The organism is Saccharothrix sp. (assembly GCF_031180885.1).
Lineage (GTDB): Bacteria > Actinomycetota > Actinomycetes > Mycobacteriales > Pseudonocardiaceae > Actinosynnema.
Genome location: NZ_JAPSLK010000031.1, coordinates 1 through 21,630 on the forward strand (window position 1 = coordinate 1; position 21,630 = coordinate 21,630).

Annotated in this window: 23 protein-coding genes and 2 pseudogenes; 13 read left to right on the plus strand and 12 right to left on the minus strand. The window is 70.8% G+C overall.

Features of this window, described 5'->3' with window-relative positions; genetic code table 11:
* From RIN75_RS28070 to RIN75_RS28090, 5 genes are all read left to right on the plus strand, one after another.
* A partial coding sequence (locus RIN75_RS28070) for a GTP-binding protein (RefSeq protein WP_309115038.1) occupies positions 1 to 1,220 on the plus strand: 1,220 nt, incomplete at its 5' end.
* 22 nt (positions 1,221 to 1,242) lie between these two features.
* Positions 1,243 to 2,322 (plus strand): ABC transporter substrate-binding protein, encoded by a 1,080-nt coding sequence (locus RIN75_RS28075; protein ID WP_309115039.1) that lies wholly within the window; start codon positions 1,243 to 1,245, stop codon positions 2,320 to 2,322.
* 21 nt (positions 2,323 to 2,343) lie between these two features.
* Positions 2,344 to 3,129, plus strand: a complete 786-nt coding sequence (locus tag RIN75_RS28080) for an ABC transporter ATP-binding protein (protein ID WP_309115040.1) — start codon at positions 2,344 to 2,346, stop codon at positions 3,127 to 3,129.
* Entirely contained in the window at positions 3,110 to 3,988 is an 879-nt protein-coding gene (locus RIN75_RS28085; RefSeq protein WP_309115041.1) for an ABC transporter permease, read from the plus strand. Before RIN75_RS28080 ends, RIN75_RS28085 begins: the two co-directional genes overlap by 20 nt.
* A complete protein-coding gene (locus RIN75_RS28090) occupies positions 3,985 to 4,716 on the plus strand; it encodes a sirohydrochlorin chelatase (protein WP_309115042.1) in 732 nt (243 codons plus the stop codon). The genes RIN75_RS28085 and RIN75_RS28090 overlap by 4 nt, the downstream gene beginning before the upstream one ends.
* On the opposite strand, the gene RIN75_RS28095 is transcribed toward RIN75_RS28090, so the two are convergent.
* Positions 4,713 to 5,141 (minus strand): MarR family transcriptional regulator, encoded by a 429-nt coding sequence (locus RIN75_RS28095; RefSeq protein ID WP_309115043.1) that lies wholly within the window; start codon positions 5,139 to 5,141, stop codon positions 4,713 to 4,715. The genes RIN75_RS28090 and RIN75_RS28095 overlap by 4 nt on opposite strands.
* 29 nt (positions 5,142 to 5,170) lie before the next feature.
* A complete protein-coding gene (locus tag RIN75_RS28100) occupies positions 5,171 to 5,794 on the minus strand; it encodes a type 1 glutamine amidotransferase family protein (protein ID WP_309115044.1) in 624 nt (207 codons plus the stop codon).
* Between the two features lie 62 nt (positions 5,795 to 5,856).
* Here RIN75_RS28100 and RIN75_RS28105 point away from each other — a divergent pair, with 62 nt between their 5' ends.
* On the plus strand, positions 5,857 to 6,633 hold the full coding sequence (locus tag RIN75_RS28105; protein ID WP_309115045.1) for an enoyl-CoA hydratase family protein: 777 nt from the start codon (positions 5,857 to 5,859) through the stop codon (positions 6,631 to 6,633).
* On the opposite strand, the gene RIN75_RS28110 is transcribed toward RIN75_RS28105, so the two are convergent.
* The 3 genes from RIN75_RS28110 to RIN75_RS28120 are packed head-to-tail and all read right to left on the minus strand — an operon-like array spanning position 6,630 to position 7,589.
* The gene (locus tag RIN75_RS28110) at positions 6,630 to 6,890 is read right to left on the minus strand and encodes a barstar family protein (RefSeq protein ID WP_375296036.1); all 261 of its coding nucleotides are present in this window, start codon (positions 6,888 to 6,890) and stop codon (positions 6,630 to 6,632) included. The genes RIN75_RS28105 and RIN75_RS28110 overlap by 4 nt on opposite strands.
* Positions 6,887 to 7,354, minus strand: coding sequence for a ribonuclease domain-containing protein (locus RIN75_RS28115; RefSeq protein WP_309115046.1), 468 nt, complete (start codon positions 7,352 to 7,354; stop codon positions 6,887 to 6,889). The genes RIN75_RS28110 and RIN75_RS28115 overlap by 4 nt, the downstream gene beginning before the upstream one ends.
* A gap of 10 nt (positions 7,355 to 7,364) precedes the next feature.
* Positions 7,365 to 7,589: a hypothetical protein gene (locus RIN75_RS28120; RefSeq protein ID WP_375296039.1), complete on the minus strand. Its 225-nt coding sequence runs from the start codon at positions 7,587 to 7,589 to the stop codon at positions 7,365 to 7,367.
* A gap of 72 nt (positions 7,590 to 7,661) precedes the next feature.
* Here RIN75_RS28120 and RIN75_RS28125 point away from each other — a divergent pair, with 72 nt between their 5' ends.
* Positions 7,662 to 8,627, plus strand: a complete 966-nt coding sequence (locus tag RIN75_RS28125; RefSeq protein WP_309115048.1) for a zinc-binding dehydrogenase — start codon at positions 7,662 to 7,664, stop codon at positions 8,625 to 8,627.
* A gap of 4 nt (positions 8,628 to 8,631) precedes the next feature.
* Here the strand turns inward: RIN75_RS28125 and RIN75_RS28130 are convergent, their stop codons facing one another.
* On the minus strand, positions 8,632 to 9,483 hold the full coding sequence (locus RIN75_RS28130; protein WP_309115049.1) for a LysR family transcriptional regulator: 852 nt from the start codon (positions 9,481 to 9,483) through the stop codon (positions 8,632 to 8,634).
* Positions 9,484 to 9,632: 149 nt separating this feature from the next.
* On the opposite strand from RIN75_RS28130, the pseudogene RIN75_RS28135 reads away from it, so the two are divergent.
* Positions 9,633 to 9,911 (plus strand): annotated as a pseudogene (locus tag RIN75_RS28135) (EamA family transporter); the annotation flags it as partial.
* Between the two features lie 146 nt (positions 9,912 to 10,057).
* Here RIN75_RS28135 and RIN75_RS28140 read toward each other — a convergent pair.
* On the minus strand, positions 10,058 to 10,192 hold the full coding sequence (locus RIN75_RS28140) for a hypothetical protein (protein ID WP_309115123.1): 135 nt from the start codon (positions 10,190 to 10,192) through the stop codon (positions 10,058 to 10,060).
* A gap of 92 nt (positions 10,193 to 10,284) precedes the next feature.
* Here RIN75_RS28140 and RIN75_RS28145 point away from each other — a divergent pair, with 92 nt between their 5' ends.
* Positions 10,285 to 11,727: an amino acid permease gene (locus tag RIN75_RS28145; protein WP_309115050.1), complete on the plus strand. Its 1,443-nt coding sequence runs from the start codon at positions 10,285 to 10,287 to the stop codon at positions 11,725 to 11,727.
* Here the strand turns inward: RIN75_RS28145 and RIN75_RS28150 are convergent, their stop codons facing one another.
* Positions 11,728 to 13,359, minus strand: coding sequence for a DUF885 domain-containing protein (locus RIN75_RS28150; RefSeq protein ID WP_309115051.1), 1,632 nt, complete (start codon positions 13,357 to 13,359; stop codon positions 11,728 to 11,730).
* A gap of 26 nt (positions 13,360 to 13,385) precedes the next feature.
* Positions 13,386 to 14,423, minus strand: a complete 1,038-nt coding sequence (locus RIN75_RS28155) for a nitronate monooxygenase (RefSeq protein WP_309115052.1) — start codon at positions 14,421 to 14,423, stop codon at positions 13,386 to 13,388.
* A 120-nt stretch (positions 14,424 to 14,543) separates the two neighbouring features.
* On the opposite strand from RIN75_RS28155, the gene RIN75_RS28160 reads away from it, so the two are divergent.
* The gene (locus RIN75_RS28160) at positions 14,544 to 16,145 is read left to right on the plus strand and encodes an alkaline phosphatase D family protein (protein WP_375296037.1); all 1,602 of its coding nucleotides are present in this window, start codon (positions 14,544 to 14,546) and stop codon (positions 16,143 to 16,145) included.
* A 39-nt stretch (positions 16,146 to 16,184) separates the two neighbouring features.
* Here the strand turns inward: RIN75_RS28160 and RIN75_RS28165 are convergent, their stop codons facing one another.
* Complete coding sequence (locus tag RIN75_RS28165; protein ID WP_309115054.1) at positions 16,185 to 17,663, minus strand: carbohydrate binding domain-containing protein; 1,479 nt, start codon at positions 17,661 to 17,663, stop codon at positions 16,185 to 16,187.
* A gap of 101 nt (positions 17,664 to 17,764) precedes the next feature.
* Here RIN75_RS28165 and RIN75_RS28170 point away from each other — a divergent pair, with 101 nt between their 5' ends.
* The gene (locus tag RIN75_RS28170; protein ID WP_309115055.1) at positions 17,765 to 18,205 is read left to right on the plus strand and encodes an HD domain-containing protein; all 441 of its coding nucleotides are present in this window, start codon (positions 17,765 to 17,767) and stop codon (positions 18,203 to 18,205) included.
* Positions 18,206 to 18,305: 100 nt separating this feature from the next.
* Positions 18,306 to 18,527 (plus strand): hypothetical protein, encoded by a 222-nt coding sequence (locus RIN75_RS28175; protein WP_309115056.1) that lies wholly within the window; start codon positions 18,306 to 18,308, stop codon positions 18,525 to 18,527.
* Positions 18,528 to 18,578: 51 nt separating this feature from the next.
* On the opposite strand, the pseudogene RIN75_RS44245 reads toward RIN75_RS28175, so the two are convergent.
* A pseudogene (locus RIN75_RS44245) lies at positions 18,579 to 19,117 on the minus strand (Uma2 family endonuclease).
* Between the two features lie 128 nt (positions 19,118 to 19,245).
* Complete coding sequence (lepA, locus tag RIN75_RS28185) at positions 19,246 to 21,087, minus strand: translation elongation factor 4 (RefSeq protein ID WP_309115058.1); 1,842 nt, start codon at positions 21,085 to 21,087, stop codon at positions 19,246 to 19,248.
* Positions 21,088 to 21,192: 105 nt separating this feature from the next.
* Between lepA and RIN75_RS28190 the strand changes: the two genes are divergently transcribed.
* Entirely contained in the window at positions 21,193 to 21,627 is a 435-nt protein-coding gene (locus tag RIN75_RS28190) for a type II toxin-antitoxin system PemK/MazF family toxin (protein ID WP_309115059.1), read from the plus strand.
* Positions 21,628 to 21,630 lie beyond the last annotated feature (3 nt).

The following is a 21,630-nucleotide window of genomic DNA, read 5'->3' on the forward strand; positions in this document are numbered from 1 at the left end:
ACCGGGCCAGCGCCGACCGCGGCCTGACCACCCCGGACCTGTCCCTGTTGGTCGACGGCCTGCGCTCCGAGCGCGAGCAGGGCATCACGATCGACGTGGCCTACCGCTACTTCGCCACCCCGAAGCGTTCTTTCGTGCTGGCGGACACGCCCGGGCATGTCCAGTACACGCGTAATACGGTGACCGGAGCGTCCACGGCGCAACTGGGTGTGCTCCTGGTGGACGCGCGCAAGGGTGTGGTGGAGCAGACGCGCCGCCACGCCGCCGTGCTCGCGCTGCTGGGGGTGCCGCGCTTGGTCCTCGCGGTGAACAAGATCGACCTGGTCGACTACGACGAGGTCACGTTCTCCCGCATCGCCAAGGAGTTCACCGCGCACGCCACCGCCCTCGGCTTCCCCGAGGACGCCGTGGTGGAGATCCCGGTGTCCGCGCTGGCCGGCGACAACGTGGTGGAGCGGTCCGACAAGACGCCCTGGTACGACGGGCCGACCCTGTTGGAGCACCTGGAGACCGTCCCGGTCGAGCCGGACCCGCACGACGCGCCGTTCCGGTTCCCGGTGCAGTACGTCATCCGGCCGCGCACCGCCGAGTACCCGGACTACCGGGGCTACGCCGGTCAGGTCGCGGCGGGCACGGTCCGCGTCGGCGACGAGATCACCGTCCTGCCCAGCGGGCTGCGCAGCACCGTCGAGAAGATCGACACCGCCGACGGTCCGCTGGACGAGGCCGCCGCCGGCCAGTCCGTGACCCTGCTGCTCGCGCACGACCTGGACATCTCGCGCGGCGACCTGATCACGGCCGGCGACGCGCCGCGGGTCACCGACGAGTTCGAGGCCACCGTGTGCTGGCTGGCCGAGAAGGCGCTCACGCCGGGCGCGCGGGTGCTGGTGAAGCACGGCACGCGCACCGTCCAGGCGATCGTCACCGAACTGCGCAACCGGTTCGACGAGCAGAAGCTCGCGAGCACCGCGAGCCCGGGCTCGCTGGGCCTCAACGAGATCGGCCAGGTCTCGGTCCGCACGGCCGAGCCGGTCCCCGTCGACGACTACACGCGGGACCGCCGCACCGGCGCGTTCCTGGTCATCGACGCGTCGGACGGCAGCACGCTGGCCGCGGGCCTGGTCGGTGCGCCGCTGCCGGAGCTGGACGGCGTGGACAGCTGTACGGAGGGCGGGAGCACCGCCCAGGACAGCCACGCCCTCGTCTCCCCCGGACCCTGACCCAGAAAGGCCACACGCCACCGTGAGCAGCAAACGCGGGATCCTGACCAAGTCACTGGCCGCACTGACCGCTTTCCTGGCACTGACCGCCTGCTCACGGGCGGACCGCGGCAACGACGCCGCCACCACCGGGGACCAGGGTCCCGCCGCCGAGCTGCGGCTGGGCTACTTCCCGAACGTCACCCACGCCGCCGCCCTGGTCGGCGTGGAGCAGGGCCTGTTCACCAAGGAACTGGGCGGCACCAAGCTGACCACCCAGACCTTCAACGCCGGTCCCGAGGCGGTCAACGCGCTGCTCGGCGGCTCGCTGGACGCCACGTTCATCGGGTCCGGCCCGGCGATCAACGCCTACGCGAAGTCGGGCGGCGAGGCCGTGCGGCTGATCGCCGGCGCCACGTCCGGTGGGGCGCAGCTGGTCGTGAAGCCGGAGATCGCCTCGGTGAACGACCTCAAGGGCAAGGTCGTCACCACGCCCCAGCTGGGCAACACGCAGGACATCGCGTTGAAGAAGTGGCTGTCCGACCAGAAGATCGGCATCGGCGCGGGTGCCGACCAGGTCAACGTCACCAACACGGAGAACGCGCCGTCGCTCGACCTGTTCAAGAAGGGCGACGTGCAGGGCGCGTGGGCGCCGGAGCCGTGGTCGTCGCGGCTGGTGCTGGACGCGGGCGCGAAGGTGCTGCTGGACGAGAAGACCCAGTGGGAGGGCGGCGAGTTCCCGACCACCGTGCTGCTGGTGCGCACCCAGTTCCTCAGGGAGCACCCGCAGACCGTCGAGGCGCTGCTCAAGGGCCACCTGGCGGCCACGGACTTCGCGCTCAACAACAAGCCGGACGCCAAGAAGGTCGTCAACGACGCCCTGAAGAAGCTGACCGGCAAGTCGCTGGGCGAGCCGGTGCTGGACCGGGCGTTCGACAACATCGAGCTGACGCTGGACCCGCAGGCCAAGACGTTCCCGCGGCTGGCGGAGGACGCGGTCACCGCGGGCGTCGCCAAGGAGGCCGCGGACGTCGCCGGGCTCGCGGACTTCACGCTGCTGAACAAGGTGCTCGCGGCGGCCGGCAAGCCGACCGTGGACACCGCCGGGCTGGACAAGAAGTAACTCGGGGAAGGCAGGCACACCATGACCGCCACGCTTGAGTCCGCCGTTCCGTCCTCTGTGGACGCAGCTGTGACCCTGTCCGCGGTGCGCAAGACGTTCGGGCACGGACCGAACGCGGTCACGGCGCTCGACGGCGTCGACCTGCGGGTCGCGCCGGGCGAGTTCGTGTGCCTGCTGGGCGCGTCCGGGTGCGGCAAGTCGACCTTGCTCAACCTGGTCGCCGGGCTGGACGCGCCCACCTCGGGCTCCATCGCGCTGACCACCTCGCGGCCCGCCGTGATGTTCCAGGAGGCGGCCCTGATGCCGTGGCTGACCGCCGCGCGCAACGTGGAGCTGCCGCTGCGGCTGGCCGGGGTCAAGCGCGGCGCGCGCCGGGAGAAGGCCGGTGAGCTGCTGGAACTGGTGCGGCTGTCGGAGGCCGGGCACAAGCGCCCGCACGAGCTGTCCGGCGGTATGCGCCAGCGCGTGGCCCTGGCGCGGGCCCTGGCCTCGACGCTGGGCAGCGCCGAGGAGGGCACGCCCGGCCTGCTGCTGATGGACGAGCCGTTCGCGGCGCTGGACGCCATCACCCGGGACGTGCTCCAAGCGGAGCTGGTGCGGGTGTGGCGGGAGACCGGGACGGCGATCGTGTTCGTCACCCACGACGTGCGCGAGGCCGTGCGGCTGGGCCAGCGGGTCGTCCTGCTGTCCTCGCGGCCCGGTCGCGTCGTGCGCGAGTGGTCCACAGTGGACGGTGACGAGCCCGCGCTGGTGCAGGACATCACGAGCCGGCTGCGAGAGGTGATCAGTGGCCACGCCGCAGCTTGACAACGACCTGGCGGCGGTCGGCGCGGGCCTGGACGCGCTCGACGCGCCGTCGCAGGAGCAGCGCCCGTCGCTGGGCAGGCGGTTCGTCCGCACGGCCCTGCCGCCGCTGATCGCGTTCGCGCTGCTGCTGGGCGTGTGGCAGGCGCTGTGGGCGGCGGCGTTCTGGCCGGAGTACCAGCTGCCCTCGCCGGCGTCGGTGTGGGCGGCGGTGGCCGAGGCGGTGGAGACCGGGCGCGCGTTCGACGTGCTGTGGACGTCGGTGCACCGCGCGGTGCTCGGCTTCCTGACGGCGGTGCTGATCGCGACCCCGTTGGGGTTGTTGATCGCCAAGGTGCGCGTGGTGCGGGCGGCGATCGGGTCGCTGCTGACCGGTTTGCAGTCGCTGCCGTCGGTGGCGTGGGTGCCGGCGGGCATCCTGTGGTTCGGCGCCACCCCGTCCACGATCTACTTCGTGGTGCTGATGGGTTCCGTGCCGTCGATCGCCAATGGTCTGGTGTCGGGCGTCGACCAGATCCCGCCGCTGCTGCCGCGCGTCGGGCAGGCGCTGGGGGCGGGTCGGTTGGCGGCGGCCCGGCACATCCTGCTGCCTGCGGCCTTGCCGGGCTACCTGGCCGGGTTGAAGCAGGGGTGGGCGTTCTCGTGGCGGTCGCTGATGGCGGCGGAGATCATCGCCACCTCGCCGCAACTGGGTGAGGGTCTGGGGCAGTACCTGCACAACGGGTCTTCGTTGAACGACATCTCGATGGTGATCGCGGCGATCTTCCTGATCCTGCTGGTCGGCATCGGGATCGAGCTGCTGGTGTTCCGGCCGTTGGAGCGGGCGGTGCTGCGGGCACGCGGCCTGTCGGGTGCGCTGTGACCGCTTTGGTGGCCGTGGCGCACGGCAGTCGTGATCCGCGTTCGGCGGCGACCGTGCACGCGTTGTTGGACGTGGTGCGGGCTTTGCGGCCGTCGCTGGACGTGCGGGCGTCGTTCCTGGACCTGTCCGCGCCCCGGTTGGGTGACGTGCTGCACGCGGTGCGCGGGGACGGGCACCGTTCGACGGTGGTCGTGCCGTTGTTGCTGGGCAAGGCTTTTCACGCGCGGGTGGACGTGCCCGGGGCGGTGGCCGAGGCCCGGCTGCCTTCGCTGGACGTGACGATCGCGGACGTGCTGGGGCCTTCGCCGTTGCTGGAGTCGGCGGCGTTGCGGCGGTTGGCGTCGATCGGCGTGCAGTCCCATGACCGGACTTTGGGTGTGGTGCTGGCGGGTGCCGGGTCTTCGCACGAGCCCGCGAACGCGGCGGTGCGTTCTATTGCCGCGCGGTGGGCTTCGGGGGCCGGTTGGGCGGGCGTGGAGGCGGCTTTCGCGTCGATGGCTGCGCCGGACGTGCCGGCGGCGGTTGAGCGGCTGAAGGCCCGGGGCGCGCGGCGGATCGCGATGGCTTCGTGGTTCCTGGCCCCGGGCTTCCTGCCGGACCGGGTCGCGCGGTTGGCCGAGACGGACCTGGTCGCCCCGCCGCTGGGCGCGGACCCGGAGGTGGCGGAACTGATCCTCCACCGCTACGAGGCCGCGCTCGCCGCCGACCTTTTGACGCGATCCGCCTAGACCCGGGGTGGGTTCTCGTCGACCGCTTCGACCAGTTGGCGCATGACCTTCAGGGTCGTCTTCAGCTCGTCCAGGTCCACCTGGGCCGACACCTTGTTGGTGAACGCGTGCTGGGCCGCGCGCAGGCTTTCGACGGCCTCGTAGCCGGCCTTGGTCGGCCGGAAGAGCTTGGCGCGGCGGTGGGCCGGGTTGGGCAGGTATTCCGCCAGGCCCTTCTCGACCAGCAGGTCGGCGATGCGTTGCACGCTCTGCCGCGCCAGGCTCATCTCGCGGGCGATCCCCGCGACCGGCAGGGGCTCCTTCAGGACCGCGCCCAGGACCTGCCACCACGCCGCCGTCAGGCCGACCGGTTTGGTCATCACCTCGGCGGCGTCGAGGAAAGCGCCGTAGAGGCGGAAGGTGCGCATGATGACTTCCGTCAGCACGTCTCCCGCCTCCGTGCGCGGTTCCACGGTCACGACACCGCCGCCATGAGCTTGCCGAACCACTGCGGGTCGCCCGTGCTGAACAGGCCGTACCAGGCCTCCAGCACCGCCGGCTCGTAGACGTCCAGCTCGGCGAGGATTTCGCGGGCGAACTCCAGGGCGCTGTGCGCGCCGGCCGTGATCAGGCCGCCCTCGCGGACCGCGCGGACGTTGCGGTAGTGCTCGGCGCCGGCGTAGGTCTCGACGGACTGGAGTTCTTCCGGCATGTTGCCGGTGTGCGGGCGGTCGTCGAGCAGGCCCTCGGCGGCCAGGCCGACCGTCGCGCCGCAGATCGCCGCCACCGGCACGCCCGCGTCCAGCCAGCGCCGCGCGGCCTTCGCGAACTCGGCGTTGGCGCCCTCGGCCCACGAGTCGGCGCCGGGCAGGAGAAGAAGCGCGCTGTCGGCCGGGTCGATGTCGGCCAGCGCCAGGTCGGGCGTGATGGTCAGGCCGCCGATGCTGGTGATCGGGTCGCGGGTGAGGCCGACCGTGCGGACCCGGTAGCGGCCGGGCTCCTTCTGGAACGCCGGGTCGTTGATGCGCGCCGTGGCGTAGCCGAACTCCCAGTCGGCGAGCGCGGGATAGAGGGCGAGGTGGACCGTCTTCGTCGTCATGACAGCATCCTGTCATGTTGACAGCGTCCTGTCAATTGGGCGTCCTGGTTAGAGTGCGCCCCATGGCAGACGAGCTGGTCCACTACGAGGTGCGGCGTGGCATCGCGACGATCACGCTGGACTCCCCGCACAATCGCAACGCCCTGTCCGCGCAGCTGCGCGCCGAGCTGACCGGGCACCTGAAGGCGGCCATCGCCGACGACGCCGTCCGGGTCGTCGTCCTGACCCACACCGGGCCGGTGTTCTGCTCGGGCATGGACCTCAAGGAAGCCGGCGGGGCGAGCGCGTCCCAGCAGGGGGTCAACGAGTTCCCCGCGATCCTCGAACAGCTGTGGACCAGCCCGAAGCCGGTCGTCGCGCGGCTGGCGGGGCCCGCGCGGGCCGGTGGTGTGGGGATCGTGGCGGCGTGCGACATCGCGGTGGCGGTGGAGTCGGCGACGTTCGCGTTCAGCGAGGTCCGGATCGGTGTGGTGCCGGCGGTGATCTCGGTGACGGTCCTGCCTCGGCTGTTGCCGCGCGCGGCGCACGAGCTGTTCCTGACCGGCGAGACCTTTGACGCGGGGCGCGCCGTGGCGGTCGGGCTGATCAACTCGACGGTTGCCGCCGACGAGCTGGATGCAGAGGTCACCCGCTACACCGACATGCTTGCCCTCGGTGCACCTAACGCCCTCGCCGCCACGAAACGGATGTTGCAGCAGGAGCGGTCGAGCAACCTGGGTGAGGTGTTCGCGGACATGCTGGAGCTGTCGGCCAGGCACTTCGGTGGACCTGAGGGGCAGGAAGGCATCGCGGCGTTCGTGCAGAAGCGCAAGCCGAGCTGGGTGCCGTCCGAGGACTAGCGTTCCCACCGAAAAGTGCGTGGGCCGTCGGCGGTGGCGGATTCGGCGTCGGCCAGGACGGCTGCGACCGAGGCGTCACCGCCGGTCCACACCAGGACGTGCTCGCCTTCCGGCAGCCAGGACAGGTCGGTCAGGCAGTCGTACAGGGCGTCGAGGTTCTGGCCGTAGTAGTCCGGGAACTCCATCGCCTCGCCGATGGCGGCCAAAGCCGCGCTCTTGGTCCGCGCACCGGGGCGCGCCACGTGCCGGTGGATCATCCGGTCACGTCCACGACGACGAACGACTCGTAGTGGTCACCCGTGTAGTAGACCTCCCGCTCGCGCCCCGTCACCAGTCGGCGGGCGCCGCGGTCGTCACTGCCCGGGGTCGGCACCGTGTACTCGCGGTAGTAGTCGCCGGACTTCGCGGGCAGGCGCTTCTCGCGGTTCTGGAAGGTCGTGCCGTCGTTGCGCGGGTACGGGAACGGGCCGCCGCGTTCGATCAGCTCCCACGTCGCCTTGGCCTCGCCGGGCAGGCTGGTCAGGGCCTTGACCGGCAGCCCGGAGGCGGCCCCCGGCACCTGGGCGGGCTTGCCCGACGCCGTGCCGGACGCGGCCGACCCGGTGGTCGTGGTGGTGGGCGAGGGCTCGGTGGAGCCGCCGAGGTCCTTCGCGAGGTAGCCGATCACGACCAGCGCGATCAGGCCCACCAGCGCGACGGTGAGGCGCCGTGCGGGAGTCACGGTGGTCAGCCTACGAAGGCGTGCCCGCGTCCACCTTCTCGGGCTCGGTCGCCGCGGGCACCTTGGGCACCGGGTTGAACCGGCCCGCGGCCTGGTCAACGACCCGGTCGATCAGCCGCGCCACGCCCAGTGCCGCGGGCAGCAGAACGGCCATGACCAGCGCGAACTGGAACGGGAACGGGAGTTGGGCGAGCCACAGCTCGACCCCGTCCCACCACTGCGCGAAGGCTTCCAGCACGCCACCGAGCCTACTGCCGTGACGTGGTTCACCGCACAGGACTCCCTACCTCTGGGTAAGTTCGCCCCCATGTTCGCCGTCTACGCAGCCGAGCCGAGCCCGCAGGACCCCCTCGCCGCACTGCGCGTGGGTGACCGCCCCGATCCCGAGGTGCCGGCCGGCTGGGTCCGCGTCGGCGTGAAGGCCGCCAGCCTGAACATGCACGACCTGTGGACGTTGCGCGGTGTCGGCATCAAGGCGGACAAGTTCCCGATGATCCTGGGCTGCGACGGCGCGGGCGTGCTCGACGACGGCACCGAGGTCGTCCTGCACTCCGTCATCGGCGACCCGAACTGGACCGGTGACGAGACCCTCGACCCGGGCCGCACCCTCCTGACCGAGAAGTACCAGGGCACCTTCGCCGACTACGTGGTCGTCCCGGCCCGCAACGCCCTCAAGAAGCCGGAGGGCCTGTCCTTCGAAGAGGCCGCGTGCATGGGCACGGCGTGGCTGACGGCCTACCGGATGCTGTTCGTGAAGTCCGGCCTGCGCCCCGGCCAGACCATGCTGGTCCAGGGCGCGTCCGGTGGCGTCGCCACGGCGCTCATCCAGCTGGGCCGCGCGGCCGGTTACCGCGTGTGGGTGACGGGTCGGAGCGAGGAGAAGCGCGCCCTGGCCGAGCAGCTGGGTGCGCACGCCACCTTCGAGTCCGGCGCACGCCTGCCCGATCGGGTGGACGCGGTCTTCGAGACGGTGGGCAAGGCGACCTGGTCGCACTCCATGAAGGCGCTCAAGCCGGGCGGCATCGTGGTCATCTCGGGTGCGACCAGCGGCGACGCCACCGCGGCCGAACTCCAGCGCCTGTTCTTCCTCCAGCTCCGGGTGGTCGGTTCGACCATGGGCACGCGCGAGGAGCTGGGCGACCTGCTGGCGTTCTGCGCCCTCAACGGCCTGCGCCCGCAGATCGGCACGACCCTGCCGATGGACCAGGCCGAGCAGGGCTTCAAGGCCATGCTGGACGGCGAGACGGCGGGGAAGATCGTCTTCACCCGGTGACGGTTCACCCGGCGGTCACGGAGCCGACCAAGGCTTTGACCGCCGGGTGCCACTCCTTTCCCGGCGGGCCGCTGATCACCAGGCGGCGAACCACGCGTCGGCGCAGCGGGACCAGCACCAGGCCCGGTGGCAGCATGGCGGAGATCAGGCCGGGCACGATGGTGATGCCCACGCCGGCCCGCACCATCGCCAGCAACGTCCCCAGCTCGCGGACCCGGTGCACCGGCTTGAACGGCAATCCCTGGTGGGCCTGCCGCACGTGCCGCTCGCAGCCCCCGCACGACAGCAGGAACGGGTCGTCGGCCAGCTCCGCCACGTCCACGTCCGCCTCACCGGCCAACGGGTGGTCGTCGCGCAGCAACGCGTGGAACGCGTCCTCCCCCACCTCGACGCCGGGCCCCGGGGGCGGGTCGACGACCACCGCCACCTCGACGGTCCCGTTCGCCAGCCAGTCGGCGACCTCGTCGTCCTCGCCCTCGAAGACCCGGATGCGCACGTGCGGGAACTCCGCCTTCCACCGGGACAGCAGCTCGGGCAGCAACCCCTGGCACACCGTGGGCGGCGCGGCGAGCTTGATCGTGCCGCGCGCCAGGCCGCCCCGCCGCGCGGCCAGGTCGGTGATCGCGCTGGACGCCGCGACCGCGCTGCGCGCGTGGCCCAGCAGTTCGGCGCCGAAGGCGGTGGGCGTCGGCCGGCCCTGGCGGTGCAGGACCGGGTGGCCCAGGGTGCGTTCGAGCGCGGCGACGGCGTGGGAGACTGCGGACTGGGTGATGCCCAGGGTGTCGGCGGCGGCGCCGAAGCCGCCCTCGTCGACGACCGCCAGGAACGCTCGGAGCTGCGCGAAGTTCAGTGCCATGAGCGTCCCTCATGTCCCGGTTGCGTGGTGCTTGTTGGACTCATCCTCTTCGTTGACGTGATTGTGCTCCCGTGCAGTCGACTTGGGTGGGAAAGTTCGCACTCCTGTCCGCCATCTGGGGCGCGAGTTTCGCCTTGATCAAGCTTTCGGTGGACGCCGGCGTGCCACCCGTCTGGGTGGCGTTCGGCCGGTGCTTCTTCGGGGCGCTCGCGTTGGCGCTGGTGTGCCTGGCCACCCGGACGCCCCTGCCGCGCGACCGCCGCACCCGGGGACACGCGCTGGTGGTCGCCACACTGCTCAACGCGGTGCCGTTCACGTTGCCGGCGTTCGGCGAGACGCTGGTGACGTCGGTGCTGGCCGGTGTCTTCAACGCCACCATGCCGTTGACCACGCTGGTGTTCGTGCTGCTCGTCGTGCCGTCCGAGAAGGTCACCGGGGCGCGGCTCGCGGGACTCGCGATCGGGTTCTCCGGTGTGCTGGTGGTGCTGGGCGTCTGGGACGGGGTCGGCGGCGACGTGCTCGTCGGCGGGTTGGCGTGCCTCGGGGCGACGACCCGCTACGGCACGGGGTACGCCTACACGCGGCGGTTCTTCTCCGGTGGGTCGCAGTCGGCCAGTGCGCTGTCGGCGGTGCGGATCATCTGCGCGGCGGGTGAGCTGGCGGTCGCCGCGCCGGTGATCGGCGGGTGCACAATGGTGAGATCGCACAAAGAGTGCACGTCAAGTGGTGCGATCGAACAAACCCCGGTGACAGTTGACGCGCGTACGGTTCGCCGCACAACACCACCGAGGGAGCAAAGGCATGACCTCCGTGCAGGGCGGCTTCGGCCAGGGCTCCGGCGTGTTCCGCCGCAAGCCCATCGAGCAGATCACCGAAGAGAAGACCGGACTCACCCGGACCCTGGGCCTCTGGCAGCTCACCGCGATCGGCATCGGCGGCATCATCGGAGCGGGCATCTTCTCGCTCGCGGGCGCCGTGGCCAACAAGACCGCAGGCCCGGCGGTGCTCATCTCGTTCCTCATCGCGGGCATCGCCAGCGCCGCGGCGGCCTTCTCCTACGCCGAGTTCGCGGGCCTGATCCCCAAGGCGGGCTCCGCCTACACCTACGGCTACGCGGTGCTCGGCGAGATCGTCGGCTGGTTCATCGGCTGGGACCTGCTGCTGGAGTACACGGCGATCGTGGCGGTGGTCGCGATCGGCATCTCGGGCTACTTCAACGAGTTGCTCAACCTGCTCGGCCTCGACCTGCCCGTCTGGATGCTCGGCGCACCCGGCACGGAAACCGGTGACCTCGCCGCGGGCAGCTACAAGGTCAACCTGTTCGCGGTCGTGCTGTGCCTGCTCATCGCCTGGATCCTCAACCTGGGCATGAAGAACGCCGCCCGCTTCGAGACCGCCCTGGTCTACCTCAAGGTCGGCATCGTCCTGCTGGTGATCATCGTCGGCGCGTTCCACATCAACACCGGCAACTACAACCCGTTCTTCCCGTTCGGCATCGCGGGCGCCATGACCGGCGCGGCCACGGTCTTCTTCGCCGTCTTCGGCTACGACGCGATGTCCACCGCCGCCGAGGAGTCCAAGGACTCGCAGCGGCACATGCCCAAGGCGATCATCTACTCGCTGGCCATCTCGATGGTGCTGTACGTGCTGGCCTGCCTCGTCCTGACCGGCATGGTCAACTACAAGGACGTCGACACCGAGAGCGCGTTCGCCACGGCGTTCGCCGACGTCGGCCTGCCCGCGCTGGGCATCATCATCTCCGTGGGCGCGGTCCTGGGCATCACCACCGTGCTGTTCACGTTCCTCATGGGCGCGGCGCGCGTCGGCTACTCGATGTCCCGCGACGGCCTGCTGCCGAAGTGGTTCGCCAAGACGCACCCGGTCAAGCACGTCCCGACGCGCACCACGTGGGTGCTGGGCATCGCCTCCGCCGTCATCGCGGGCTTCCTGCCCATCGCCGAGGCCGCCGAGCTGACCAACATCGGCATCCTGCTGGCGTTCGTGGTGGTCTGCGTCGCGGTGATCGTGCTGCGGTACAAGCAGCCCGACCTGCCGCGCACGTTCAAGACGCCGGGCATGCCGATCGTGCCGATCATCGGCGTCGTGTTCTCGATCTGGCTGATCACCTTCCTCGCGCCGGAGACGTGGCTGCGCTTCGCCGCCTGGTTCGCCCTCGGCCTGATCATCTACTTCGCTTACAGCAAGCGGAACTCCGCCATGGAGAAGAACCGCACCGAGAGCTGATCAGGGACCGACGTGGTCGACCCACCGGTCGACCACGTCGGCGAGCACGGCCATCGGCAGCGGACCGCCGCCGATCACCAGGTCGTGGAAGGCCCTGATGTCGAAGCGGTCGCCCAGGCGCCGCTCCGCGTCCCCGCGCAGGCGTTGGATCTCCAGTCGTCCCACCATGTACGACAACGCCTGCGCGGGGTTCTCGATGTAGCGGTCCACTTCTGAGTGGATGTCCACGTCCGGCATGACCGCGTTGTCCCGCAGGAAGTCCACCGCCCGCTGCCGGGTCCAGCCCAGGGCGTGCAGGCCGGTGTCCACCACGAGCCGCGCGGCGCGCAGCGAGTCGCCCGCCAGCATCCCCAGGCGGGCCACGTCGTCGCTGTAGAGGCCCATCTCGTCGGCCAGCCGCTCGGCGTAGAGCGCCCAGCCCTCCAGGTATGCCTCGATGGAGGCGAACCGGCGCAGCGTCGGCAGGTCGGTGCGGCCCTGGGCGAGCGAGATCTGGAAGTGGTGTCCGGGCACGCCCTCGTGGAACGCGGTGGACTCGGCGCTGAACCGGTCGCGTTCGGTGGCCTGGAAGGTGTTCACGTAGTAGACGCCCGGGCGCGAGCCGTCCAGCGCCGGGTCCATGTAGAAGGCCAGCGGGGCGTTCGGCGCGTCCGCCTCGGGCACCGCCCGCACCTCGCACCCGTCGGCGGGCACCGTGCCGAACCAGTCCGGCGCGACGCGTTCCGCGCGCTCGATGGTCGCCTTGGCCAGCGCGGTCATCTCCTCGGCGCTGGTCCAGCGCATCGCGGGGTCGGCCAGCAGTCGCGCCCGGACCTCCCGTGCGGGCAGCGGGCCGAAGACCCGTGCGCCGATCTCCTCGTACTCGCGGTCCAGCGCCTTGATCAGGTCCAGACCGATGCGGTGCAGTTCCTCCGGTGTGTGCGCGGTCGTCGTGTAGAGGGGGACGAGTTGCGCGTAGATCTCCGCACCGCCCTCCAACGCGCACAATCCCGGTTCGTCTTCCGAACGGCCGCGCGGGGCGATCTCCGCGCGCAGGAAGTCCCGGTAGCGCTCGAACGCGGGCCGGACCTCGGCGGTCAGCAGGGCGGCGCACTCGTCGTAGAGGTCGGTGGCGCGCAACGGGTCCGCGAGCGGGTCGACGGGGTCGGCGAGGTGCCGGTCCAGCCGTGCGGCGGCGGCCTCCACCAGGTGCGCGACGGGGCGCTTCGGGGAGTCGCGCTGGCGGCGGGCGAGGGCGTCGAGGTAGGCGGGGAAGGCGGCCAGGCGGGTCAGGTAGTGGCGGGCGGCCTGCGCGTCCACGGGCCGGACCAGCGGCAGGGCGGTCAGCAGCAGCGGGATGGGGGCGTTGAGGCCTTCGGCGTGGGTGTGCTCGACCAGCCCGGCGCGCGCCCGGCCCGCGACCGCGTCGGCCTGCTGCGCCACCACCGCGCGGGTCACCGGGTCGTCGTCACCCCCGGACCGCGCCCGGCGCGCGATGTCCTCGGCGCGGCGGGCGATGTCGGCGGCGGCCTCCGCGCTCGGGTCGGGCAGCCGGTCGTCCCACCCGGGCACCCCGCGCAGGGTCGCCTCGACCGGGTCGGCGTCGAAGGCGACGGTCAGCAGCTCGTCGGACAGCTCGCGGGCAGTCGTCATCGGGCCATTCTGACCGCAAACCCTTGCTACAGCGGCGGAATCCGCATTGCGGCGGAGTCCAGCGCGGCCCGTGCCTCCGCGCGGAGGCGCTGAACCAGCTCCGCCGCCGGGGCCGGTCGGACCAGCGCGTAGGTCTGCCCGGCCCACAACGACATCAGCTCCGGGTCGCCGGTCGCGCGGACGGGTTTGGTCAGGTGGTGCACGTCCGGGTAGGCGGCCGGGGCGTGCGGCGAGTTCTCGACGAGGAACCGGTTCACCAGCCCGCGCGCCGGACGTCCGCTGAACGCCCTGGTCAGCGCGGTGCGCCGGGTGCCGGCGGCGAGGGCCTCGCGGTACGCGGCGGCGGTGCCCGCCTCCGGGCAGGACAGGAACGCGGTGCCCAGCTGGGCCGCGACCGCTCCCGCGGCGAGCACGGCGGCCACGTCCGCGCCGTGCACGATCCCGCCCGCGGCGATCAGCGGAAGGTCCACCCGGGCCGAGACCAGGCGGAGTGCGGCCAGTAGCCCGAACAGCTCGCCGCCACCCGGGGACACGCCGTCGTCGGTGAACGTGCCGCGGTGCCCGCCGGCGTCGCAACCCTGCACGCACAACGCGTCCACGCCGACCGCCGCCGCCTGCCGGGCCTCCGCCGGGGTGGTCACCGTGGCGACGACCGTCGAGCCGGCCGCGTGCAGCCGGTGCACGTCGTGCGGCTCGGGCAGGCCGAAGGTGAAGGAGACGACCGGCACCCGCATCGCCATGACCAGCTCCAGCTTGGCCGCGTACGAGTCGTCGTCCCAGCGCGGTTCGCCGGGCTCGGCGGGCGCCTGCGCGCGGACCCGGTCCCGGTACGCACTGAGGTCCACAGTGGACTTGACGCCGGGCACGAACAGGTTGATGCCGAACGGCTTGTCCGTCAGCGCCATGGTCTCCTTGATCTGGGTGGCCACGGCTTCCAGGCTCTGGTACCCGGCCGCGAGGAACCCCAGACCACCCGCGCGACCCACCTCCGCGACCAGTTCGGGGGTGGACGCGCCACCCGCCATGGGCGCGGCGATCACGGGCACTTCCAGTCGGTCCAGCATGACAACGACGATAACCCGCCATTTGGCGGAATACCCGCGACGCGGCACGTGATCCGCACGGCGAACTCCGGGTGAACTCCCCCGCCCGGTGGTTCCGCACCGCCCGTCGACGCCCCTGGAATGGACGCCGTGCCGCACACACACCCCCGCCGGGACGCCCTGAGACTGGGCGCCATCGCCGGCGCCGCCCTGCTGACCGCCCCCGCCCTGCCCGCCTTCGCGGCCACCGCGCACTTCCGCCACGGCGTGGCGTCCGGCGACCCCCTGCCCGACCGGGTCGTCCTGTGGACCCGCGTCACCCCCACCGACGACGCCCTGCCCGGCTCAGGTGTCGGCCCGACCGTGACGGTGTCCCACGAGGTCGCCGAGGACGCCGCGTTCACCCGGGTCGTGGTGCGCGGCAGCACCACCACCGGCCCCGACCGCGACCACACCGTGAAGCTCGACGTGGCCGGCCTCCAGCCCGGCCGGCACTACTTCTACCGGTTCGCCCTGGACGGCCAGACCTCCCCGGTCGGCCGCACCAAGACCGCGCCCGCCGCCGGCGCTGCCGTCGCAGGTCTGCGGTTCGGCGTGGTGTCGTGCTCGAACTGGCAGTCCGGCCGGTTCGCCGCCTACCGGCACCTGGCCGAGCGCGGCGACCTCGACGCCGTGGTCCACCTCGGCGACTACCTCTACGAGTACGGCCCCGGCGAGTTCGGCAGCGGACGCCCGCACGAGCCCGCCCGCGAGGTGCTGTCGCTGTCGGACTACCGCGTCCGGCACGCCCAGTACAAGACCGACCCGGAACTCCAGCAGCTGCACGCCGCCTACCCGTGGGTCATCACCATCGACGACCACGAGGTGGCCAACGACGCCTGGTCCGGCGGCGCGGAGAACCACACCGAGGGCGCGGAGGGTGCGTACGTCACCCGCCGGGCGGTGGCGATGCGGGCCTACCGGGAGTGGATGCCCGTGCGGACCGGCGCGGACGGCCGGATCTACCGGCGACTGCGGTTCGGCACGCTGGCCGAGTTGACCATGCTGGATCTGCGCACCTACCGGTCGCAGCAGGTCGGCACCGACATCGGCCGCGCCGACGACCCGGACCGCAGCATCACCGGCGCGGAGCAGCTCGCGTTCGTGCGGGACGGCTTGGTCGGCTCGGACGCCCGGTGGAAGCTGGTCGGCAACCCGGTGATGTTCTCACCAGTGCTCGTCCCGGCCCTGCCGCAGGCGATCGGCCGGCCGTTGGCGGAGCTGATCGGCGTGCCCGCGGACGGCGTGCCGATCAACGTCGACCAGTGGGACGGCTACCAGCACGACCGGCGCGTGCTGATCGACGCGCTGGCCGCCAACGGCGTGCAGAACACCGTGTTCCTGACCGGTGACATCCACACGTCCTGGGCGTTCGAGGTGCCCTACGACGCGGCGCTGTACCCGTTCACCCGGCGGACCGTGGCCACCGAGTTGGTGGTCCCGTCGGTCACGTCGGACAACATCGACGAGCTGACCGGCGCGCCGCCGCGCTCGGTGTCCCTGGCCGCCGAGGCCAGCCTGACCACGCTCAACCGGCACCTGAAGTGGGTCGAGCTGGACTCGCACGGCTACACCGTGCTGGACGTGGCGCCGGAGCGGGTCCGGATGGACTGGTACTTCCTGGCCGACCGGTCGCGCGCCGACTCGCCCGCGACCCTGGCCCGGACGTTCACCGTGCCGGCGGGCACCCAGCGGTTGAGGTGAGGGTGTGGTGCTCCCCGTCGTGGGGAGCACCACCTTCCGCTACGGCAGGGTGTCCAGGTGCGGGGCCACCGTGTTGGCGAACTGCCAGTTGTTCGAGGCGTCCCAGTTGATCGACCACGTCATCGCGCCGCGGATGCCCGGCCACGTCTGCGCCGGCTTGAACGAGCCGCAGTTCGTGCCCTTCGCGAGGCAGTTCAGCGCCGCGTTGACGTTTGCCGGCGACTGGTAGCCGCCGCCCGCGCCGGAGGGCGAGGCGGGCAGGCCGAGGCCGACCTGGTCGGGGCGCAGGCCGTTCTGGAGCTGGATGCAGGCCAGCGCGACCAGGAAGTCCACCGTGCCCTGGGCGTAGACCTTCTGGTCGCAGCCGAGCATGGTGCCCGAGTTGTAGTACTGCATGTTGACCACCGTGAGGATGTCCTTCACGGCCAGCGCCAGCTTGAAGTACTCCTGGCCCGTCGACTGCATGTCGATGGTCTGCGGGGCCATGGCGATGATCTTGCCGCCGGCGGCGTGGATGCTCCGGAGCGCAGGTGCCATGTGGGTGGAGTTGATGCCGTTCTCCAGGTCGATGTCCACGCCGTTGAAGCCGTACTCGGCGATGAGGGACTTGACGCTGTTGGCGAAGGCGGTGGACGCGGCGCTGTCGCCGACCCAGATGGTGCCCTTCTCGCCGCCGACGGAGATGATCACCTTCTGGCCGCGGGCCTGGAGGGTCTTGATGTCGGCCTTGAACTGGGCGTCGGTGTAGCCGCCGAGCTTGCTCGACAGCGTCGGGTCGAGGGTGAAGTCGACCGCGCCCCGGGTGGCCGGGACGGCGTCGGCGAACGCGACCGCGACGATGTCGTAGGTGGTCGGGACGTCGGCGAGCTTGAGCAGGCGGGAGCCGTTGTCGAAGTTGTGCCAGTAGCCGGTGAGGACGTGCTTGGGCAGCGTCGGGTCCGGCGGCGTGGTGGTGGTCGTGGTGGTTGTGGTCGTTGTCGTTGTGGTGGTCGTGGTGGTGGTGGTGGTGCTGGTCGGCGGGGTGCCGGGGCCGTCCAGGGCGACGTCGTCGGCGTAGTAGGTGGGCTGGCCGTACCAGCCGTGGATGTAGATGGTGACGCTGGTGGTGTTGCCGGTGGTGAAGTCGATCGAGAGCCGGCTGAAGCCGCTCGACCCCGGCGTCCAGGTGCTCTTGTCGCCGCTGCCGGTGCCGGTGACGCCCAGGTACACGTAGCTGCCCTGGACCCAGGCGGACAGCTTGTAGGGGGTGTTCGCCTGGACGCTGATGGTCTGCGAGCAGCGGGCGTTGTCCGAGCCCGCCGGGGTCGCGGACAGGGCGTGCGTGCCGCTGCGCTTGGGCGTGGTGACCGCGCTCGCGGTCCCGGTGCAGGTCCAGCCGCCCAGGTCGCCCGCGTCGAAGCCGGGGTTGGCGACCAGGTTGGCGGCCGAGGCGCTGCCGACCACCACCAGGGTCAGGCCCGCGAAGGCCAGCACTCCGGCCAGTGCCGCGACCAGAGCGCGTCTCGTCCTCGAAGCCACGTCCACCTCCATAGAAGTCCCAGTCGGCGGCCTTGCCCAGCAGGTGACGTGGGCCACTGGCAAAATGGACTAGACCACTGGGCCTTGTCAAGGGTGTGACCATGGTCGGCGTGACCTTCACAGTCGAGGACGCCGTCCGCATCGCCCGGTCCGCGCACGAGGGGCAGGTCGACAAGTCCGGCAAGCCGTACATCGGGCACCCGTTGCGCGTGATGGGCGCGGTGTCCGGCGAGCACGCCCAGATGGCCGCGGTCCTGCACGACGTTGTCGAGGACACCCCGGTCACGGCGGCGGACCTGCTCGCGGCCGGCTGCCCTGCGCACGTGGTGGACACCGTCGTCGCCTTGAGCCACCTGCCGGGCGAGTCCCAGGAGGACTACCTGACCCGCGTGGTGGCCGACCCGGTGGCTGTTGTGGTGAAGCGAGCCGACATCGCCGACAACCTGTCCCCGCACCGCATCGAGCAGCTCGATCCGTTGACCCAAGATCGCCTGCGGGCCAAGTACGCGCGCGCCCTTCACCTGCTCGACACGCTCGCGTAGGAGTTGTCTCCAAGGTCACGTGCGATCTGGTCGAAACCTGCTCTGACATGCGGCATCATAGTAGGTGAACCGATACAGAACGACCGACCAGAAAGGCGACATGACCAAGGCACTGGAGTCCGTTCGCACGTACTTCGCCACCCGGCGGGAGCTTCGCAGGCGCGAGGCGGAACTGTCCCGCGAGCTGGCCGCCTACGACACCCCGAGCGCCCGGCAGGACCTGGAAGCGATGCTCGCCCGCCACCCGGAGCACGAGACGCGGGAAATCGAAGCCATCCTCCGCCGCCACACGCTCGACCGCCTGGTCCGCAACTACAGCTGACCGGCAGCATTGTGAGGGCCTTCGGGACAGGGGCGTCCTGAAGGCCCTTCGTCATTTCAGCGAGCCCAGCAACTCCGCCGGCACGATCCGCACCGGAAACGGCCGCACCGCGTCGAACGCATCATCGTTCTTGACCTCGGCCAGCAGCTCGTACCGGCCCGTGTCGTCCAATTCGAACACCGTCAGCTTCGGCTCGCGCGGATCGATGATCCAGTAGCTCGCCACACCCAAGCGTTCGTATACGGCCTTCTTGGTGTGGAGGTCGACCAGCGTCGTACTGGGTGACAGGACCTCCACCGCCAGCAGCGGCCCCACCGGCAGCACCTTGTCGGTGAAGTCCTCGTCCCGCCCACCAGTACATCCGGCTGCAGCTCTGTCGACTTCGACGGCCGCACCGCGAACGGGGCGGGCAACACGTGCATGTTGTCCGGACACTTCCGGACGAGGGCTGCGGTCAGCATTGCCACGATCTTCTGGTGCCGGAGGCCGAGCGCGGGGCTCACCAGAAGCGCTCCGTTGATGAGTTCGTAGCGCCGGCCGTCATCAGGCACCCCCTCCAGGTCGTCGACCGTGTAGGGACGCCCACCCATGTCTTTCCGGCATGGCGGTCATGATCCCCCTTTCGACTCGGTACGCCAACCGTCTCAGAGGTGATCACTTATTCCACTATTGATCTCCGCGAACCACTCGAAAGTGGTCAGCGGAGATCGACAATGCGCTACTTCTTCTTGTCCTTGCCCGAGTCCTCGGTCGACAGCGCCGCGACGAAGGCTTCCTGGGGCACCTCCACGCGCCCCACCATCTTCATCCGCTTCTTGCCTTCCTTCTGCTTCTCCAGCAGCTTCCGCTTCCGCGTGATGTCACCGCCGTAGCACTTGGCGAGCACGTCCTTGCGGATCGCGCGAATCGTCTCGCGAGCGATGACGCGAGAACCGATGGCCGCCTGGATCGGGACCTCGAACTGCTGCCGCGGGATCAACTCGCGCAGCTTCGTGGCCATCTTCGTGCCGTACCCGTACGCGTGGTCCTTGTGGACGATCGCCGAGAACGCGTCCACCGGCTCGCCCTGCAGCAGGATGTCCACCTTGACCAGCTCGGCGTCCTGCTCGCCCGACTCCTCGTAGTCCAGCGACGCGTACCCGCGCGTGCGCGACTTCAGCGCGTCGAAGAAGTCGAAGATGATCTCGCCCAGCGGCATGGTGTAGCGCAGCTCGACGCGGTCCTCGGACAGGTAGTCCATGCCGCCCAGCTGACCGCGCTTGGACTGGCACAGCTCCATGATCGCGCCGATGTAGTCGCTGGGCGCGATGATGGTGCACTTGGTGACCGGCTCGTACACCTCGGCCCGCTTGCCCTCCGGCCAGTCGGACGGGTTGGTCACGACGTGCTCGGACCCGTCCTCCATGACGACCCGGTACACCACGTTGGGCGCGGTGGAGATCAGGTCCAGGTTGAACTCTCGCTCCAGGCGGTCCCGGGTGATCTCCAGGTGCAGCAGGCCCAGGAAGCCGCAGCGGAAGCCGAAGCCCAGCGCGGCCGACGTCTCCGGCTCGAAGGTCAGCGCCGCGTCGTTGAGCTGGAGCTTCTCCAGGGCCTCGCGCAGGATCGGGTAGTCCGAGCCGTCCACCGGGTACAGGCCGGAGTAGACCATGGGCTTGGGCTCGCGGTACCCGGCCAGCGGCTCGGTCGCGCCCTTCTTCTCCCAGGTCACGGTGTCGCCGACCTTGGACTGCCGCACGTCCTTCACACCGGTGATGAGGTAGCCCACCTCGCCGACGCCCAGGCCGCGCGACGGCTTCGGCTCGGGCGAGATGATGCCGACTTCCAGCAGCTCGTGGGTCGCGCCGGTGGACATCATCCGGATCCGCTCGCGCGGGGTGATCTTGCCGTCGACCACGCGGATGTAGGTGACCACGCCCCGGTAGGTGTCGTACACCGAGTCGAAGATCATCGCCCGCGCCGGGGCGTCCGAGTCGCCGACCGGGGCCGGGACGCGGCGGACGACCTCGTCGAGCAGGTCGCCGACGCCCAGGCCGGTCTTCGCCGAGACCCGCAGCACCTCCTCGGGCTCGCACCCGACGATGTGGGCCAGCTCCTTGGCGTACTTGTCCGGGTCGGCCGCGGGCAGGTCGATCTTGTTCAGCACCGGGATGATGGTGAGGTCGTTCTCCATCGCCAGGTACAGGTTGGCCAGCGTCTGCGCCTCGATGCCCTGCGCGGCGTCGACCAGCAGGATCGTGCCCTCGCACGCCTCCAGCGCCCGGGACACCTCGTAGGTGAAGTCGACGTGGCCGGGGGTGTCGATCATGTGCAGGACGTGGTCCTGGCCGTCGACCTGCCACGGCAGGCGGACGTTCTGCGCCTTGATCGTGATGCCGCGTTCGCGCTCGATGTCCATGCGGTCGAGGTACTGCGCACGCATCGCACGCTCCTCGACCACGCCGGTGAGCTGCAGCATGCGGTCGGCCAGGGTCGACTTGCCGTGGTCGATGTGCGCGATGATGCAGAAGTTCCGGATCAGCTCCGGGGGCGTGAACGTCTGATCGGCGAACGTGCTCACTCAGGTTCCTCGCACGGTACGGACAAAGGGGATCGGCCCATCATCTCATGCCGCGCCGACGTGCTGCCCCACCCGGACGTGACCCGGGCCATAAGCTTCCCGGCCGTGTACACGAACGGTGAGGACCCGCGGCCGGCGCGCGGCGCGGTGCGCGAGGTCTACTCGAAGGCCGTGGCGGCCACCCTGGAGTACTCCCCCGACCTGGACGGGCTGGCCGACCCGGGCGAGGTCGTGTGGGCGTGGGTGCCCTACGAGGAGGACGCGAGCCGCGGCAAGGACCGCCCGCTGCTGGTGGTCGGCCGCCACCGCCGCGCCCTGCTGGCCCTGATGCTGACCAGCAAGGACCCGCGCCCGAACGAACTGGACGACTTCCTGCCGCTGGGCTCGGGCCGGTGGGACCGCGACGCCCGCGTCTCCTACCTGCGCCTGGACCGCGTCTTCGAGCTGGACGAGGACGACATCCGCCGCGAGGGCTCGGTGCTGGAGCCGGAGCGGTTCTCCCTGGTCGTGGACGCCCTCCGCCGCCTCGGCTGGCGCTGATCA